The 15,930-nt window shown below is 30.2% G+C and carries 17 protein-coding genes; 3 read left to right on the plus strand and 14 right to left on the minus strand.

Going from position 1 to position 15,930, the window contains the following annotated elements:
- Window positions 1–16 precede the first annotated feature (16 nt).
- The 5 genes from H3Z83_RS00240 to H3Z83_RS00260 all read right to left on the minus strand — a co-directional run bounded on the left by H3Z83_RS00240 (window position 17) and on the right by H3Z83_RS00260 (window position 3,804).
- Window positions 17–508 carry a DUF6702 family protein gene (locus H3Z83_RS00240; protein ID WP_182123472.1) on the minus strand — a complete coding sequence of 164 codons (492 nt, stop codon included), beginning with the start codon at window positions 506–508 and terminating at the stop codon, window positions 17–19.
- Between the two features lie 30 nt (window positions 509–538).
- Window positions 539–1,333: a peptidase associated/transthyretin-like domain-containing protein gene (locus H3Z83_RS00245; protein WP_182123473.1), complete on the minus strand. Its 795-nt coding sequence runs from the start codon at window positions 1,331–1,333 to the stop codon at window positions 539–541.
- 92 nt (window positions 1,334–1,425) lie between these two features.
- Entirely contained in the window at window positions 1,426–2,202 is a 777-nt protein-coding gene (locus H3Z83_RS00250; RefSeq protein WP_182123474.1) for a carboxypeptidase-like regulatory domain-containing protein, read from the minus strand.
- Complete coding sequence (locus tag H3Z83_RS00255; protein WP_182123475.1) at window positions 2,199–3,020, minus strand: carboxypeptidase-like regulatory domain-containing protein; 822 nt, start codon at window positions 3,018–3,020, stop codon at window positions 2,199–2,201. The genes H3Z83_RS00250 and H3Z83_RS00255 overlap by 4 nt, the downstream gene beginning before the upstream one ends.
- A gap of 4 nt (window positions 3,021–3,024) precedes the next feature.
- On the minus strand, window positions 3,025–3,804 hold the full coding sequence (locus tag H3Z83_RS00260; RefSeq protein ID WP_182123476.1) for a carboxypeptidase-like regulatory domain-containing protein: 780 nt from the start codon (window positions 3,802–3,804) through the stop codon (window positions 3,025–3,027).
- A 70-nt stretch (window positions 3,805–3,874) separates the two neighbouring features.
- On the opposite strand from H3Z83_RS00260, the gene pepE reads away from it, so the two are divergent.
- Entirely contained in the window at window positions 3,875–4,582 is a 708-nt protein-coding gene (gene pepE / locus H3Z83_RS00265; RefSeq protein ID WP_182123477.1) for a dipeptidase PepE, read from the plus strand.
- Window positions 4,583–4,620: 38 nt separating this feature from the next.
- Here pepE and folD read toward each other — a convergent pair whose 3' ends face one another.
- From folD to H3Z83_RS00300, 7 genes are all read right to left on the minus strand, one after another.
- Complete coding sequence (gene folD, locus H3Z83_RS00270) at window positions 4,621–5,499, minus strand: bifunctional methylenetetrahydrofolate dehydrogenase/methenyltetrahydrofolate cyclohydrolase FolD (protein WP_182123478.1); 879 nt, start codon at window positions 5,497–5,499, stop codon at window positions 4,621–4,623.
- Between the two features lie 71 nt (window positions 5,500–5,570).
- On the minus strand, window positions 5,571–6,899 hold the full coding sequence (ffh, locus tag H3Z83_RS00275) for a signal recognition particle protein (protein WP_182123479.1): 1,329 nt from the start codon (window positions 6,897–6,899) through the stop codon (window positions 5,571–5,573).
- 97 nt (window positions 6,900–6,996) lie between these two features.
- Window positions 6,997–7,521, minus strand: coding sequence for a DinB family protein (locus tag H3Z83_RS00280; protein WP_182123480.1), 525 nt, complete (start codon window positions 7,519–7,521; stop codon window positions 6,997–6,999).
- Between the two features lie 36 nt (window positions 7,522–7,557).
- A complete protein-coding gene (locus H3Z83_RS00285) occupies window positions 7,558–8,160 on the minus strand; it encodes a hypothetical protein (RefSeq protein ID WP_182123481.1) in 603 nt (200 codons plus the stop codon).
- A 63-nt stretch (window positions 8,161–8,223) separates the two neighbouring features.
- On the minus strand, window positions 8,224–8,778 hold the full coding sequence (locus tag H3Z83_RS00290; RefSeq protein ID WP_182123482.1) for a DUF1572 family protein: 555 nt from the start codon (window positions 8,776–8,778) through the stop codon (window positions 8,224–8,226).
- Window positions 8,779–8,828: 50 nt separating this feature from the next.
- Window positions 8,829–9,296, minus strand: coding sequence for a peptide-methionine (R)-S-oxide reductase MsrB (gene msrB / locus H3Z83_RS00295; protein ID WP_182123483.1), 468 nt, complete (start codon window positions 9,294–9,296; stop codon window positions 8,829–8,831).
- A gap of 2 nt (window positions 9,297–9,298) precedes the next feature.
- Window positions 9,299–10,165: an alpha/beta hydrolase gene (locus tag H3Z83_RS00300; RefSeq protein ID WP_182123484.1), complete on the minus strand. Its 867-nt coding sequence runs from the start codon at window positions 10,163–10,165 to the stop codon at window positions 9,299–9,301.
- Window positions 10,166–10,290: 125 nt separating this feature from the next.
- On the opposite strand from H3Z83_RS00300, the gene H3Z83_RS00305 reads away from it, so the two are divergent.
- Both H3Z83_RS00305 and H3Z83_RS00310 read left to right on the plus strand, forming a co-directional pair.
- A complete protein-coding gene (locus H3Z83_RS00305) occupies window positions 10,291–11,097 on the plus strand; it encodes a M48 family metallopeptidase (RefSeq protein ID WP_182123485.1) in 807 nt (268 codons plus the stop codon).
- Window positions 11,098–11,167: 70 nt separating this feature from the next.
- Window positions 11,168–12,463: an MFS transporter gene (locus H3Z83_RS00310; RefSeq protein WP_182123486.1), complete on the plus strand. Its 1,296-nt coding sequence runs from the start codon at window positions 11,168–11,170 to the stop codon at window positions 12,461–12,463.
- Window positions 12,464–12,465: 2 nt separating this feature from the next.
- Here H3Z83_RS00310 and H3Z83_RS00315 read toward each other — a convergent pair whose 3' ends face one another.
- Together H3Z83_RS00315 and H3Z83_RS00320 are read right to left on the minus strand one after the other, a co-directional pair.
- On the minus strand, window positions 12,466–14,088 hold the full coding sequence (locus tag H3Z83_RS00315) for an RluA family pseudouridine synthase (RefSeq protein WP_182123487.1): 1,623 nt from the start codon (window positions 14,086–14,088) through the stop codon (window positions 12,466–12,468).
- A gap of 45 nt (window positions 14,089–14,133) precedes the next feature.
- Complete coding sequence (locus H3Z83_RS00320) at window positions 14,134–15,903, minus strand: AMP-dependent synthetase/ligase (RefSeq protein WP_182123488.1); 1,770 nt, start codon at window positions 15,901–15,903, stop codon at window positions 14,134–14,136.
- Window positions 15,904–15,930: the final 27 nt, after the last annotated feature.

Here is a 15,930-nt window from a genome sequence, read left to right on the forward strand (position 1 = left end):
ATAAACTCATAAAATGTTAAAAATTTAACAAACCTTTATCGTTTTTTTTTGTTAAAAATAAACTTTTACGCTCTTTTTTAATTGATGCTTTTATTAGGTTTTGTTGGTCTGGAAAGTATTTTATTAAAACATCATTTTGAATTTCGATAGATTCTATAGATAAAACATTTTCTATTTCAAGATAAAAATAAACAATGTTTCCATCGTATTCTTTTCCAATAAAATTATATTCAATTTTTTGATTATTAATAAGAACTTTAAAATGCTCTTTTAAATACTTGAAGAAATATTCATCAGAATTTTTTAGTTCTTTTTTAGTGGATAACTGTAGGTCTACATTATAATCTTGATTGATGGCAGTTTCTATATCATCCATAAAAACATTCATAATCATTTGAACAGAATGTGTTTCTTCTTTATACTCAATTTCTGTTAAAGCTATGTAGTATTTGTGAACCGAAAAAGATAATAGTGGCACTATTAATAAAACAACGAATAATTTTTTCATACTTCGTTAAAAATCAATTATTGCGCCAAATTAGTGTTTTTCGATAAGTTTAAGATAATTTGTGTGTTCTTTTCTTAGGATATTAATAACTTTTAAAGTTTCATTTTTTTTGTACAAGTTCTCAATACCTAATGGATTGCAATATTCAAGAAAATGATAATATCTATCAACTGGAATTTTTAATTCTATAAAAAAGAAATCTTCACCTAACTCATTTAAAAGTTTAGCGGGTAAATTTTCTTTAAAAGCTAGTTCACTTCTAAGTTTTTTTAATTCTCTTACTTGTTTAAAAGGAATAACATTTGTTGTACCGAATCCTTCAAAAGCTTTTGTAGGGTCAGTTCTAGCTATAATAGGTTTTACGCTAGTATTTATATGATCTTTTGAGTTATTTGTATACTTTATTTCAGTAAAATCACTGGCTTTTTTAGCAACCTCTAATTTAGGATTGCGTTTTACTTTTTTTAAATCACTACTAAGTGAACCGGAAAGGTTATTGTTTTGAAGAGAAACTTCTTCTAGCTCATAAACTTCTTTTTCTAAAGTTGTTCTTTTTCTATAAACATTAAAATCGTTTGGAGAAAGTTTTTCGAATATAATTTTATATCCTATTGATGAGAAACGAATGGAATCACCTGGTTTAGCAAAAATTCGATATTCTCCTTTCTCGTTTGAAAATGTTGCTTGACTTGTTGTGAAGTTTACAACGTGTGCATTTTCTAAAACGCCGCTTTCGTTGTAAATAATTCCAAATAATGTTTTACGTTCTTCTTGAGAAAAAACAACTTGGGATAGAAAGATAAAGAGAAGCAGTACTTTTTTCATGATAATCTATGATTAGTGTACTTCTAAAGATACGAAAAATTTAGTAAAAATTAAAGTGCTTAAATTTGCGGGAAATGAAAGGTAAACTTAATTTATTGATATGTTTTTGGGTTCAATTTTTTAAAATCAATGGCTTTTTGTTCTAAAAATTTGAACATAGCAATTTTTTCACGGTAATTAATTGTACTAAAATCATTATCAGATTCGCAATAATGTACAAATCGTAAAACATCTTCATTTTTAAGGTTTAAGTGATGTTTAATATAATCTTTATAGTTAGCATGTATGAATGTAATTCTCTTTTCTTCTTCTTCGATAGCCTTTAGCTTACGAAGTTTTTTAATTCTACCAGAAATTCTATTAATTATGTGATCGATAGAAAGTAAATTACCGCCTCCTAAAGCTGTGTATAATTTTCTTTCAGCTGGAGTAAGAATTCTTGAGCCTGCATATGGCAACTTTAAAGATTTAGCATCAATAGTTTTTTCCGTTTTTATTTTTTTACTGTCTGAACTTAAATAGCCCAATAAATCATGATTTCTAATTTTAACTTCATCTAATTCATAATTTATTTTTTCTAGAAAAATATTATTCTGCTGTATCCCGAAATGAGTGATTTTTACTTTATAGGTTTTAGTTTTATAACCTATAGATGAAATTTTTAAACTATCGTTTGATTTGGCTAAAATTCTGAATTCTCCAGATTCATTAGAGAATGTTCCTTGATTGGTGTTTTTATTAATGATATGAGCATTTACAATAGGCCCTATTTTATCTTTAATTTCTGCATACAAAAACTTTCTACTTTCTTGAGCTGTGGCTTTTGTAAAAATTATTAATAAAGAGAAGAGTAGTAACTTAAGTTTCATTCTCGTAAATTTATAATTTTTAAATAACCTTTGCTTTCTTCTTGTAGTATTTTTATTACATCAATTTTTTTATCATCCTTATATAATTGTTCAATATTTAGAGTATTACAATACTCTAAAAAATGCAAATAATTTTCTTTTGGAATTTTTAATTCATTAAAAAAGAAACTAGCACCAAATTCAGAGATTAACATTTTAGGAAAATTTTCTTTGAATGCAATTTCTTTTCTGACTCTTCTTTTTTCGGCAGCATGCGCATCTGGTCCAGACCCAAATGAACCACCTACACCAGCAAACTTGGTTGTAGGGTCAGTTTCTTTTCTCATGTCAGGAGCTTTTGATCTATCAATTTCATCAATAGTATTAATAACAGCTTTTTCAAAATCAATCATAGAAAAATCTAAGGCTCCTTTAGATTTTACTATCGCAACATCTTCGGGAGTTTGTTTCATATCTCTAGAAAGTATTCCGAATAGATTGTGTTTTTTTAGAGCTACTTCATCCAATTCAATTATATTTCTTTCAAGAATAAAAGAGTTCACTTGCATCCAAAAATGATTAGAATTTACAATAATGATCTTGGTTTTATAACCTACAAATGAAATTTTTAAACTGTCATTCGGTTTCGCTAAAATTCTGAACTCTCCACCTTCATTTGTATAAGTACCTTGATTTGTGTTAGTGTTAATAATGTGCGCATTACTAATTTCAGCGATGTTATCTGTAATTTTAGCGTATAAGAATTTTCTTTTTTCTTGTGCTAAAGATTTTGAAATTATAAATGATAAAATAAAAGTTACGAGTAGTTGTTTTTTCATGCAATTATTTTTGAGTTACTCTGGTATTTTCTTTTTCTATTAAGTAAGGAGAGTTTTTACTGTTATCAATTAAAACTGAAGTTAACTCTAAAAGTTTCTCTTTATAAAATAAATTCATAATGCCTTTAGAAATACAGTGTTCAATGAATGGATTGATGCTTTCTCTTTTAATTTTTAACTGTTGAACAAAGAAACCATCAGTAAAATATTGTCGTATTTTTTTTATGTTTTTATCTTCAGCTTTTAACTTTCGGAGTAATTTTTTCTGTTTTGTTTTTCCGTTTAAAGCATTTATTAATCCAACAACACTAAAAGATAAACCAGATTCTATTTCTACGGTATTATCTTTATCTGGTTTTTTAGAATTTGCGTATGGTAGTTTTAATGTTTTTGCATTTACAATTGGCCCATTATGCGGAAGTATATCTTTATCTATTTCAAAAATTCCTTTTTTCCTTTCAAGAACAACTTCATCTAGCATATAGTTTTTACTATCAAGAAAAATATTGATTTTTTTAGTACTAATATTTTTATCAGTTATTGCTTGCTCTTTAAATTCAATATTTAAATGAGATATAATCAGGATATCATTTTTTGAAGCAAGAATTTCAAACTTTCCATTCTCGTTTGAAACTGTACCAATGTCTAATTTTTTATTGATGATGTGAACATCTTGCACAGGAATACTGTCCAAATAAATATGCCCAGAAATAATTTTCTGATTATTCTGAGATAGAATTGTAGAGGTTATAATTGTAAATAATATGAATGCAATTTTTTTCATCTAACAAATAAACTACCTAACAGTCTTAAAAATGTTTTAATAGAGTGGTAATTTTTTGTTAATTTGAAGTATGAAGAAATTAATAATCGCAAGCACATCAACAGTTCACGGTAGTGGATATTTAGAATATATTTTACCACCACTTTCTACTTTTTTTAAAGAAGTAAAAACGATTTTGTTTATTCCGTATGCTCGTCCTGGAGGTATTAGTTATGATGATTACACTGAAATAGCTAAAAAGGCATTTAATAAAATTGATAAAAGAGTAATTGGAATTCATGAGTTTGAAAACCCTAAAGAAGCTATAAAACAAGCTGAAGGTATTTTTACTGGAGGTGGTAATACTTTTGAATTGGTAAATCAATTGTATAAGAATGATATAGTTGATACTTTAAAAGAAACTGTTGATAGTGGAACCCCATATTTAGGCACAAGTGCCGGAAGTAATATTTGTGGCGTAACGATGATGAATACTAATGACATGCCAATTGTATATCCACCAAGTTTTAAAACGTTAGGTTTAATTCCGTTTAATATCAATGCACATTATTTAGATCCAATAAAAGGATCTACACATATGGGAGAAACTCGTGAAACAAGAATAAAAGAGTATCATGTTTTTAATGAAACAGCTGTTTTAGGATTAAGAGAAGGAAGTTGGCTAGAGGTTAAAGGAGAGTCAATAGTACTAAAAGGTAACCTAACAGCAAGATTGTTTAAAAAAGATAAAACTCCAGTTGAATTAGAAGCGAATAAAGAAATCAATAATTGGTTTTAATAAAAAAACTCCAAACTAATGTTTGGAGTTTTTTTATTTTATGAGTTTCTCCTATTACAAGCGAGTAATGTATTTTTTAAAAGCATAGCAATTGTCATTGGTCCAACACCACCAGGAACAGGTGTAATGAAACTTGCTTTTTCGGACACTTCTTTAAAAGCAACGTCACCAACCAAACGGAAACCTCTTTTTTTAGAAGCATCTGCTACACGAGTTATTCCAACATCAATAATAGTTACGTCTTCTTTAACCATATCAGCTTTTAAGAATTCTGGTATTCCTAAAGCAGCAATGATTATATCTGCTTTTAAAGTTATTTCTTTTAAGTTTTTAGTTCTACTATGTGTTAAGGTAACAGTAGCGTTACCAACTTTTCTTTTTTGAGCAAGTAAAATACTCATTGGGCTACCTACAATATGACTACGTCCAATAACGACAACATTCTTTCCGCTAGTTTCTACATTGTAACGATCTAATAATTCTAAAATTCCGAAAGGAGTAGCAGAGATAAAAGTAGGTAGATTTAAAGCCATTTTACCCACATTTGTTGGATGAAATCCATCTACATCCTTATCAGGATCTATCGCCATTAAAATCTTTTGTTCATCAATATGATCGGGTAGAGGTAACTGAACTATAAATCCGTCAATCTCTTTATCTACATTTAAAATAGCAATTTCGTTTAACAATTCTTCTTCGGTTGTATCTTCAGAAAGTCTTATTAAAGTTGATTCAAATCCAACGCGTTCGCAAGCTTTTACTTTTGCATTAACATAGGTTAAACTTGCTCCGTCGTTACCAACTATAATGGCTGCTAAATGAGGTGTCTTTTTCTCGTTACTTTTTAATTCTGATACTTCAAGAGCAATTTCTTCTTTAATATCTGCGGATGTTTTTTTACCGTCTAGTAAAATCATTGTTGTTGTGTTGTTGTGTGTTTGTTGAGTTGTGTATATAAAAAAAGAGAAGCCGAAGCCTCTCTTTTGCATTATCTCATGCCTTTCATCATTTGCATCATTTTTCTTCCGCCGCCACCTTGCATCATCTTCATCATCTTGCTCATTTGGTCAAATTGCTTCATTAATTGATTTACTTCTTGCACTGATGTACCAGAACCTTTTGCAATTCTTTTTTTACGGCTTGCATTTATCGTAGTCGGTGTGCTTCTTTCTACTGGAGTCATCGATTGAATGATTGCTTCAATTCCTTTAAAAGCATCGTCATCAATATCTACATCTTTCATGGCTTTACCAGCACCAGGAATCATTCCAACTAAATCTTTCATGCTACCCATCTTTTTGATTTGTTGAATCTGATTTAAGAAATCATCAAAACCAAACTGATTTTTAGCAATCTTCTTTTGTAATTTTCTAGCTTCGTCTTCGTCGTATTGTTCTTGAGCACGTTCTACTAACGAGATAACATCTCCCATTCCTAAAATACGATCAGCCATACGATCAGGGTGGAATACATCAATAGCATCCATCTTTTCACCTGTACCGATAAATTTAATAGGCTTGTCTACTACTGTTTTAATAGATAATGCAGCCCCACCACGAGTATCACCATCTAATTTAGTAAGTATAACCCCATCAAAATTTAAAACATCATTAAAGGCTTTAGCTGTGTTTACGGCATCTTGCCCTGTCATAGAATCTACAACAAATAATGTTTCTTGCGGCGTAACAGCTTTGTGAATGTTAGAAATTTCATTCATCATTTCTTCATCAACAGCTAAACGACCAGCGGTATCAATAATTACCACATTTTTGCTATTCGCTTTTGCATGTTTAATTGCGTTTAATGAAATTTCAACAGGATTTTGGTTTCCTTCTTCCGCATAAACCTCTACACCAATTTGTTCGCCAACTACACGTAACTGATTAATAGCGGCAGGACGATAAATATCACAACCAACTAATAAAACATTCTTAGATTTTTTAGTTTTTAAGAAGTTAGCAAGCTTACCAGAAAAAGTAGTTTTACCAGAACCCTGTAAACCAGACATTAAAATTACAGTTGGAGATCCCCCTAAATTAATACCAACAGTATCACCACCCATTAATTCGGTTAATTCGTCTTTAACCAATTTAACCATTAATTGCCCTGGATTTAATGTAGTTAATACATCTTGACCAAGAGCTTTTTGTTGTACTGTTTTAGTAAATTGTTTAGCTATCTTAAAGTTAACATCGGCATCTAATAAAGCTCTACGAACTTCTTTTAGAGTTTCTGCAACGTTAACTTCGGTAATTTTCCCGTGTCCTTTTAGCGTATGTAACGCTTTATCTAACTTTTCGCTTAAATTATTAAACATGTATCGGCTTCATTTTTAGAGGCACAAATATAAGAATTTTGTTGATAGATTCTGGCTTTTTTTTAAGCTCTTTATGAGGTTGTTAACTTTAATAAGGTTAGTGTTTCTCTTTTAAAATTGTAGCATGATGCTCTGTATGATAAGCTGTCCACATAATAATTTCACGCACAGGCATTTTACCAATTAAAGGATGTGGTAAAATCAAGTTATCTAGATATTTATCTTTCCATTTATTCGTTTTATGTTGCAATTTTTTATTTTGTATTTGTAGTGTATTAAGTAGTTGTTGATACTTCTTTTGATCTGGAGTTTTTACCCCAATATTAAACTCTCTTGCTTTATCTTGATTTTTAGACAACTTTTCTTGATAACGATTTACGACATCATTATAAGCTCTAACTTCTCTATTTGAGTTTCCGAATTTATATTTTAATATGAATTTAGGAAAACTTAAAGCATGATTTACTTGTTTAATCGAATCTACTAAATGATCTATATGCTGTCCCGTTGTCCATTTACCTTGAGGTCCTTTATTAAAACTATCCTCAGGTTGATCTTCTAGCCAGTTAAATAACTTTTGGTGTTTTTCTTCTAATAAATCGATTATAGCTTCTTTGTTCATTCTCTATAAGTTAAAAGTTAAATATACAAAGAATAATTAGTATAGTTTTCTTCTTTTATAACCAATAATCAACCCAATTAATCCAATAATCGGAAAACTAATAAATAAAGGCATTAGAGCTGTTGTACTAATTATAAACTTAACACTGATTGTAGCTATAAAGAAAATTATTCCTAAGATGATCCAAATAGAATCATGTTCTAACCTTTTTTTATCTGAAGCAGTTGGTTTCTTGTTTACTAATACTTTTAACGAATCCCAATCCCAGAATAATAATAGAATAGTTGCCAATAGCATAAGTCCTGTAATAATTGGTGTTCCATTAAAATCATACGAAATAGTAATTATAAAAACGTTAGCTATGATTGGTAAAAACATCACAGCTCCTAATTTTGGATAACGTTGGGTGATTAATAATGAACCAGCAACTAATTGAACGAAACCTAGAAATTTCCAGTATATACCAGACAGATATAAAGTTTCAAAAAAATGCCATGCGCTGTTAATTGGACTTTCAGCTCCGCTTTCAGCAGTGAAACGCAACCCTTGTAGTTTAACAATACTAGCAAAAATAAATGCAAATCCGATTAAATAGCGAGTGTAAATGATAAATAACTGTGCCCAAGTATTTTGTTTCATCAGAATAAGTTTTAGTAGTTTAGTTATTCTGAAGACGATAGACACATAAAAATGTTACCTAATTTATAAGTCATCAGTAAAATGAACTCTTTTTTTTTCTTTAGAAAATTTATCGGAATTATATTCTTTTGAGGTGCCTTTTGCTACCGATAATGTTTTCCATTTATCACCCAATAAAAGCTTACCTAAAAAAACAATTTGACCTATGTGATATGAATAATGGCATAGTTGTCTGTTAATGGCTTCTGTTACTGTATGTCCATGATTTCTGATATAAACAATGGTATCTTTATTCTCTTCATCAATAGAGTTTATAGCTTTAAATAAACATTCCCATCCCATTTCCCAGTAAGCAATAACTTCTTCTTTAGATGTAAATGAATTGATAAATTCATCATCTCTATTACGCCATTCTTTTTCTCCATCTTCAGTTAAAAAATTGGTCCAACGAGATTTCATATTTCCAGCGATATGTTTTACAATAATAGCAATAGAATTATCATCAATATTTGATAACCAGAAAAACTGATCATCTGTTAATTGAGCAAAGGTTTTATCACCTAATAGTTTATAATATTCAAATTGTTTTTTTACACTTGGTAAGTAAGATGCATCCATAAAAAAAAGCTGATATTTAAATCAGCTCTAAGTTACAATATTTTAATAAATTATTTCTTTGGAATAAACTCTAATGCGGCTCCATTTATACAATGTCGTTCTCCTGTAGTTTCTCTAGGACCGTCGTTAAAAGAATGCCCTAAATGACCGCCACAAGTATTACATTTTAATTCAGTACGAGCATATCCAATTTTATAATCAACATCTAATTCAACATTGTTTTTTATGGCTCTATCAAAAGAAGGCCACCCAGAACGAGAATCATATTTATGATCTGATTTATACAAAGGTGTTCTACATGCAGCACACACGTAAATTCCTTTTTTATAGTTTTTATTTAAAGAGCTAGAATTTCTATGTTCAGTGCCAGCTTCTCTAAGAATATAATATTGTTTAGGAGTTAATAGTTTTTTCCATTCTTTATTGGTTTTTGAAACCTTGTACGTTTTTTTGCTTTGAGCGTTTCCTGAAAAATTAAATAAAAAAGTTAAAATAAATATTGATAAAAGTCTTTTCATGCTTACTGAGTAATAAAATCCACAATACTGGAAGTTACCTTTTGATTACGTAAGATTTTGGTATGTCCTAATCCGTTAGTAATTAAAAGTTTTCCATTTTGTAGATTTTGACGTATTTGTATAGCACTACTTACAGGAACATCTCCATCATTTGAGTCATGAACAACTAGCGTAGGTATCGTGACCTTTTTAGCAACTACACTAGAAGAATGTAAATCAATATCTGTTTTCCATTGATTATCAAATCCGTTCTTTATTTTTTTTGCTACAATTGGTTTAACCTTTAAGTTGTTTATGAAATTTAAAATAACTTCAGAAATTTTATCTGCTGAACCTACAGTAACTAACTTTTTAATTTCAAAGTCTTCTGCTATAGCATTTAGTAGGCACATGCCTCCAAATGAATGTCCAACTGCAGCATCAAAAGGACCAAATTGCTTGTTAATTTCTTCAATTGTATCTAAAAATTCAGGCATCATGGTAGTTTTTCCTGTTGATTCTCCATGAGAAGGACCATCGAAAGAAATAACCATATATCCTTTTTCGAGTAATTTATCGGCAATCATAAATAATTGTGTACTTCTTCCTGCCCATCCATGAACTAATAAAACTTTCTTTTGAGAATATCCGTAAGATAAAACTTGTATTTCTTTTGATATAGCTGGTACGGTTATTGTTTTCTTTTGTGCACTCTCTAACATTACCTTTTCTCTTTTAGGCATTGAAAATTTTACAGGAGTAATAAAAAGTTTTGTGCCAAATTTAGCAGCTAATGAAGTGGAAAAAAACTGTAAGGCTTTAGCAATTGCAATAACTGATTTTGGTATAGTTAAGCTAGGAGGTAATATTTTTGAATTTTTAAAATTCATAAAAATAGATTTTTAAGATAAAGATAGAATTTGTAATTTTAAAGACACAATATGTTTGTTAAAATGTGACATTTTTTTAAATCTGTGTCATAATAACATAACTGAAATTAATAAAAACATAAAAAATGAAAAGAATTATAGCTTTAGCATTTCTAGCAGTATTTTTAGTAGACTGTAGTACAGTACCTATTACGGGTAGGAAAAGAGTAAACTTTGTTAGTGATGCCCAAATATTACCAGCAAGTTTTGCTCAATATCAAGGTTTTTTAAAAGAAAATAAATTATCAACTAATGTTACAGAAACAAATGAAGTAAAAAGCGTTGGTAAAAGAATTGCATCCGCTGTAGATAGATTTATGAGAGCCAATGGTATGCAAGCTGAAGCAAATTCTTATAAGTGGGAATTTAATTTAGTAGAAGATAATACAGTAAATGCTTGGTGTTTACCTGGAGGTAAAGTAGTTTTTTATACAGGTATTATGCCTATTTGTGCGAATCAGAATGGTGTAGCAGCTGTTATGGGGCACGAAATTGCGCATGCTTTTGCTAAGCATGGTCAAGAGCGTATGTCTTCAGCACAAATGCAACAAATAGGAGGGTTGGCTGTAGCTTTAGGTACCCAAAATAGCAAAAAATCGCAGTTATGGAATATGGCTTACGGTATTGGTTCGCAAGTAGGAATGCTAGCATTTAGTAGAACTCATGAAACCGAAGCAGATAAATTGGGTTTAGTATTTATGGTAATGGCTGGTTATGACGGAAATGAAGCTGCTGAAGTATGGGTTCGTATGAGTCAAAGAGCAGGATCTAAAAATGCTCCACCAGAATTTTTAAGTACACACCCATCTAACCAAACAAGAATTCAAACATTAAGAGCTTTCTTACCTGAAGCTAAAAGGTTAGCTGCTAAATACAATGCAACAAGGAATTAAGTAGTACAATAAATTTATAGTATATTGCAAACCGTTCATTTTTAATGAACGGTTTTTTTATTCAATATATATGTACAAAATAGGAGATAAGAAATTAATTAACGCTTGGGCATTTTACGACTGGGCAAACTCAGTATATTCATTAGTAATTAGTACAGCGGTTTTTCCGTTATATTATAGTGCAGTTACTAAAGGTAAAACTGTTCGTTTTTTAGGAATGGATTGGGAACATCCTGATAGTTTGTATAGTTATGCTTTATCTTTTTCTTTTTTAGTAGTAGCTTTAATTTCTCCTATATTATCAGGTATTGCAGATTATACGGGAAGTAAGAAGAAGTTTATGAAGTTCTTTTGCTGGCTGGGTGGTTTATCGGTAGCAGCATTATATTTTTTCGATGGAGTAGATACTGTATGGATAGGTATTTGGTTTACTATTTTAGCAAGTATTGGTTTTTGGGCTAGTTGGGTGTTTTATAATGCATATTTACCAGAAATAGCATTGCCAGAACAGCAAGATAGAGCAAGTGCCAAAGGATTTATTTATGGATATATAGGGTCGGTAATTTTATTATTGATCAATTTAGGAATGATTATGTTCCCTGATACTTTAGGCATTACTACAGGAATGGCTTCTAGGCTTTCTTTTGTAATGGTTGGTATTTGGTGGATTGGTTTTGCACAAATTACTTTTCGTAAATTACCTGACGATATCTATAATAAACAACCAGATAATGATTATATATGGAAAGGATATAAAGAGTTACAAATTGTATTTAAAGAGGTGTTGAATTATACAACTTTAAAACGATTCTTATTAGCCTTTTTCTTTTTAAGTATCGGAGTACAAACAATTATTTTAATGGCAGCTATTTTTGGTTCATCAGAATTAGGATTACCATCTGTAAATATGATTATTACTATTTTACTAGTTCAAATTGTTGCAATTTTTGGTGCTTTTTTCTTTTCTAGATTTTCTGATAGGTATGGAAATTTTACTGCACTTAAAGTTACCATAGGCATATGGATGTTAGTTTGTTTTGCAGCTTTTATGTTAGATAAAAATCAAGAAAATGTTGCTTTATATTTTTATGGATTAGGTGGATTATTAGGTTTAGTACAAGGAGCAATACAATCATTAACTCGTTCTACTTATTCAAAATTATTACCAGAAACAGAAGATCATGCTACTTATTTTAGTTTTTATGATGTTACTGAGAAAATAGCAATTGTACTAGGAACAGCAGTGTACGGAGCTTTATATGCAATTACAAACTCAATGCAGTGGAGTGTACTTTGTTTAGCGGTTTTCTTTCTAATATCATTTATTATTTTAAGTACGCTTAAGAAAACTAAATACGTAGAATAATCTTAGAAAGAAACAGGTGAAGTAATATTCATACTCTCTTTAGTTTTTGGATGCACAAATGTTATGCTCTCAGCATGTAAGTATAATCTATCCTCTTTTTGTCCATATAAATCGTCTCCAATAATCGAAGTATTTAGACCTAAAGAATGAGCAGCATGTATACGTAATTGGTGTGTACGACCTGTAATAGGGTAGAAGTAAACTTTTGTTTTGTTGTTTTTTACCTCAATAGTTTCCCATTTTGTCACAGCATTTTTACCATGCGTATAACAAACCAATTGCTTCGGTCTATCTTCAAGGTCTACTCGTAACGGTAAATCGATTTCTCCATTGTTTTTAGAAAGTTTTCCATTTAACAAGGCAACATAGCGTTTATGAATAGTTCTATTGATAAATTGGGCTTGAAGAGCTTTGTACGTGTCTTCATTTTTAGCTATCAATAAAATTCCAGAAGTAGACATATCAAGTCGATGTACAACTAATGGACCTGTAGCTTCAGGGTATTTTTTTTTCATCCGAGAATGGACAGAATCTTCAATTTCTTTTCCAGAAACAGTTAATAAATCATGAGGTTTATTAATAACTGATATAAACTCATCTTCATAAATAATTGAGATCTCTTTCTTTATTTTTAATTGAACATATAAAGGGTTCTCATTTACAGTAATCCCTTTTAACATGTGAGTTAAAATAGGTTTGCATTTACCAGTGCAAGCTGGATAGTAGTTTAAATGCTTTCTAACGTAAGTTTTTGAAGGTTTGCCCCACCAAAATTCTGCCATACAAATAGGAGTGAGGTTATTTAAAAAAGCATATTGTAATAGTTTAGGTGCACAACAATCTCCAGAACCAGCAGGTATATTTTGTGTAGAATCTTTAAAAATGTCTAATGAATTTTGTTTTTCATTTGAATTATTTAAAAAAATATAGTGCTTAAAAATTTCTTGTTGCACCCAAGCAGATAGTTCTTTTCGTTGATTTTTTAATTGTTCAATTTTATTTTGAAAACCTAAATACTCTTTTTTGACAGGAGCAATTTTATGTTTTAAATATACTTCATATTCTCGTAAATAGAATTCTTCATTTATATTTAATTGATTGTCTTGTTGATGTTCTAATTTTCTAAGTTTTCTTCTTTCTTTAACCTTAGTTTGTTCTTCAGTTAGTAAACTTTCATGAGAAGCCTTTGTAGTTAAGTATCTACTTTTGATATCTTGATAATCAATACTGTTTTCTAGTTCTAAAATTTGTTTGTTTATCCGATTAAGATTCTCTTCAGTTTTTAAATAAAAACCATTTTTTTCTAAAACATCATAAACTGGGGGTACAAAATGTTTGTGCTGTGTACTATTAGCAATTTTACCAGAAAAAGCTGCTAGATAGCCAATACTTCCTTCAGTATTTTTAACAACCAAAACTCCAAACATTTTACCTAAAGCATCATTGCTATAAGGATTTTTAATTCCAAAGTCATGAGAGAAGTCTGATTGTGTTTTTAAATATTCTTGTAATTCATCAGAAGCTATTTTAGCTAGCGTATGGGGAGTGTAATTGTAAGGGTAATCAAACGCATCTGGTAATGAAATAGAATTAATATCTGAATTGAAATGAATAAACTTAGTCATAATGAAAAAAGAAAAAGTGTTGCTTTCACAACACTTTAAATATTATTATTTATAAATTTTATCGTATAAATCTTTATAAATCTCTTTAATAATTTTACGTTTCATTTTCATGGTAGGAGTAAGGTGTCCACCATCTATAGACCACTCTTCTGGTGTAAGTTCAAAACGTTTAATCATTTCCCAGTTTCCAAACTTAGAGTTACATATGGTAACTTCTTCTTGAATACGTTCAATTACTTTTGGATTTTGAATTAAATCAGCATTGTCTTTTAAATTTAAGTCATGTCTTTGTGCCCATTCTCTTACAAATTCAAAATTTGGTTGAATAAAAGCAGCTGGCATTTTTTCTCCTTCACCAATTACCATTACTTGTTCGATAAAACGTGACTGTTTTAATTCTCCTTCTAATAACGGCGGAATAACATATTTACCTCCTGATGTTTTAAACATTTCTTTGGTACGTCCTGTTATTTTTAAGAAGCCATCTTTACAGATATCTCCTTTATCACCAGTATGAAAATAACCGTTTTTAATAACCTCAGCAGTTTTTTCAGGGTCTTTGTAATATCCTTGCATTACATTAGGTCCTTTCACTAAAATTTCACCGGTTTCAGCTAATTTTATTTCAACTCCTTCAATAATTTTACCTACAGTACCAACTCTAAATCCACCATTACGTACATCGTTTACTGTAATTACTGGAGATGTTTCGGTAAGTCCATAACCTTCCATAACAGGCATTCCTGCAGCAGCAAAAACTCTAGTTAAACGAGGTTGTAAGGCAGCAGAACCAGAAACCATTAGTTTTAATTCTCCCCCTAAAGCAGCTTGCCATTTTGAAAAGATAAGTTTACGAGCAACACCTAATTGCTTTTCATACCACCATCCATTAGCTCCGTATGGTTCGTATTTTAACCCTAAATCGATAGCCCAAAAGAATAACTTCTTTTTAACACCAGTTAAATCAGTTCCTTTGGCATAAATTTTATCGTAAATTTTCTCGTATAATCGAGGTACTGCAGTCATTACGTGAGGCTTGATCTCTTGAGCATTTTCACTTAATTTATCAATAGCTTCAGCAAAATAAATTGAGACTCCACAATACTGATATAAATACAAGATCATGCGCTCGAAAATATGACAAATTGGTAAGAAGCTTAAACCACGTTCTTGACCATAAGTAAGAGGAACTCTTTTTTCACTTGCTAAAACATTCGATACGATGTTACCATGAGAAAGCATTACACCTTTTGGTCTACCTGTAGTTCCAGAAGTATAAATTAAAGTAGCTAAAGTATCTGAAGTTACAGCGTTTTTACGTTCTTCAACTTCATTTTGATTGCTATCATCTTTTCCTAACTCTAAAATTTCATTCCAACTTTTCTCGTTAGCAATGTCATCAAAAGTAAAAACTTCTTTAAGCTTAGTATTTCCTTTAATTTGGTTTAACTTCTCTAAAATAGTTTCGTCAGAAACAAAACAATAAGTAGCCTCTGAGTGATTTAAAACATATTCATAATCTTCTTTAGAGATTGTAGGATAAATAGGAACATTTTGAGCTCCTGTTTGTAAAATACCTATATCACAAATATTCCACTCTGTGCGGTTATTTGTTGAAATTACTGCAATTTTATCATCTGGTTGAACCCCTAATCTAAGTAAACCTCTACTAATTGTATTAGCTTTGTCAATATATTCTTTGGTAGATATAGATTGCCACTTACCATTGTACTTGGTAGTAAAAGCTTTTTCTAAGTTATAAGTTTCTTGTTGATAATAGGGAAAGTCAAAAAGACGTGTAATTTCAATCGACATAAATTCATTTTTTTTGCGCCATGCAAA

The sequence above is a fragment of the Tenacibaculum pelagium genome (assembly GCF_014062345.1).
Taxonomy (GTDB): Bacteria; Bacteroidota; Bacteroidia; order Flavobacteriales; family Flavobacteriaceae; genus Polaribacter; species Polaribacter pelagius.

What these genes read in the sequence shown, in the direction of transcription:
- H3Z83_RS00240 (WP_182123472.1), bottom strand. Translation starts at nt 508, where the DNA reads ATGAAAAAATTATTCGTTGTTTTATTAATAGTGCCACTATTATCTTTT.
- H3Z83_RS00245 (WP_182123473.1), bottom strand. Translation starts at nt 1,333, where the DNA reads ATGAAAAAAGTACTGCTTCTCTTTATCTTTCTATCCCAAGTTGTTTTT.
- H3Z83_RS00250 (WP_182123474.1), bottom strand. Translation starts at nt 2,202, where the DNA reads ATGAAACTTAAGTTACTACTCTTCTCTTTATTAATAATTTTTACAAAA.
- H3Z83_RS00255 (WP_182123475.1), bottom strand. Translation starts at nt 3,020, where the DNA reads ATGAAAAAACAACTACTCGTAACTTTTATTTTATCATTTATAATTTCA.
- H3Z83_RS00260 (WP_182123476.1), bottom strand. Translation starts at nt 3,804, where the DNA reads ATGAAAAAAATTGCATTCATATTATTTACAATTATAACCTCTACAATT.
- pepE (WP_182123477.1), top strand. Translation starts at nt 3,875, where the DNA reads ATGAAGAAATTAATAATCGCAAGCACATCAACAGTTCACGGTAGTGGA.
- folD (WP_182123478.1), bottom strand. Translation starts at nt 5,499, where the DNA reads ATGATTTTACTAGACGGTAAAAAAACATCCGCAGATATTAAAGAAGAA.
- ffh (WP_182123479.1), bottom strand. Translation starts at nt 6,899, where the DNA reads ATGTTTAATAATTTAAGCGAAAAGTTAGATAAAGCGTTACATACGCTA.
- H3Z83_RS00280 (WP_182123480.1), bottom strand. Translation starts at nt 7,521, where the DNA reads ATGAACAAAGAAGCTATAATCGATTTATTAGAAGAAAAACACCAAAAG.
- H3Z83_RS00285 (WP_182123481.1), bottom strand. Translation starts at nt 8,160, where the DNA reads ATGAAACAAAATACTTGGGCACAGTTATTTATCATTTACACTCGCTAT.
- H3Z83_RS00290 (WP_182123482.1), bottom strand. Translation starts at nt 8,778, where the DNA reads ATGGATGCATCTTACTTACCAAGTGTAAAAAAACAATTTGAATATTAT.
- msrB (WP_182123483.1), bottom strand. Translation starts at nt 9,296, where the DNA reads ATGAAAAGACTTTTATCAATATTTATTTTAACTTTTTTATTTAATTTT.
- H3Z83_RS00300 (WP_182123484.1), bottom strand. Translation starts at nt 10,165, where the DNA reads ATGAATTTTAAAAATTCAAAAATATTACCTCCTAGCTTAACTATACCA.
- H3Z83_RS00305 (WP_182123485.1), top strand. Translation starts at nt 10,291, where the DNA reads ATGAAAAGAATTATAGCTTTAGCATTTCTAGCAGTATTTTTAGTAGAC.
- H3Z83_RS00310 (WP_182123486.1), top strand. Translation starts at nt 11,168, where the DNA reads ATGTACAAAATAGGAGATAAGAAATTAATTAACGCTTGGGCATTTTAC.
- H3Z83_RS00315 (WP_182123487.1), bottom strand. Translation starts at nt 14,088, where the DNA reads ATGACTAAGTTTATTCATTTCAATTCAGATATTAATTCTATTTCATTA.
- H3Z83_RS00320 (WP_182123488.1), bottom strand. Translation starts at nt 15,903, where the DNA reads ATGTCGATTGAAATTACACGTCTTTTTGACTTTCCCTATTATCAACAA.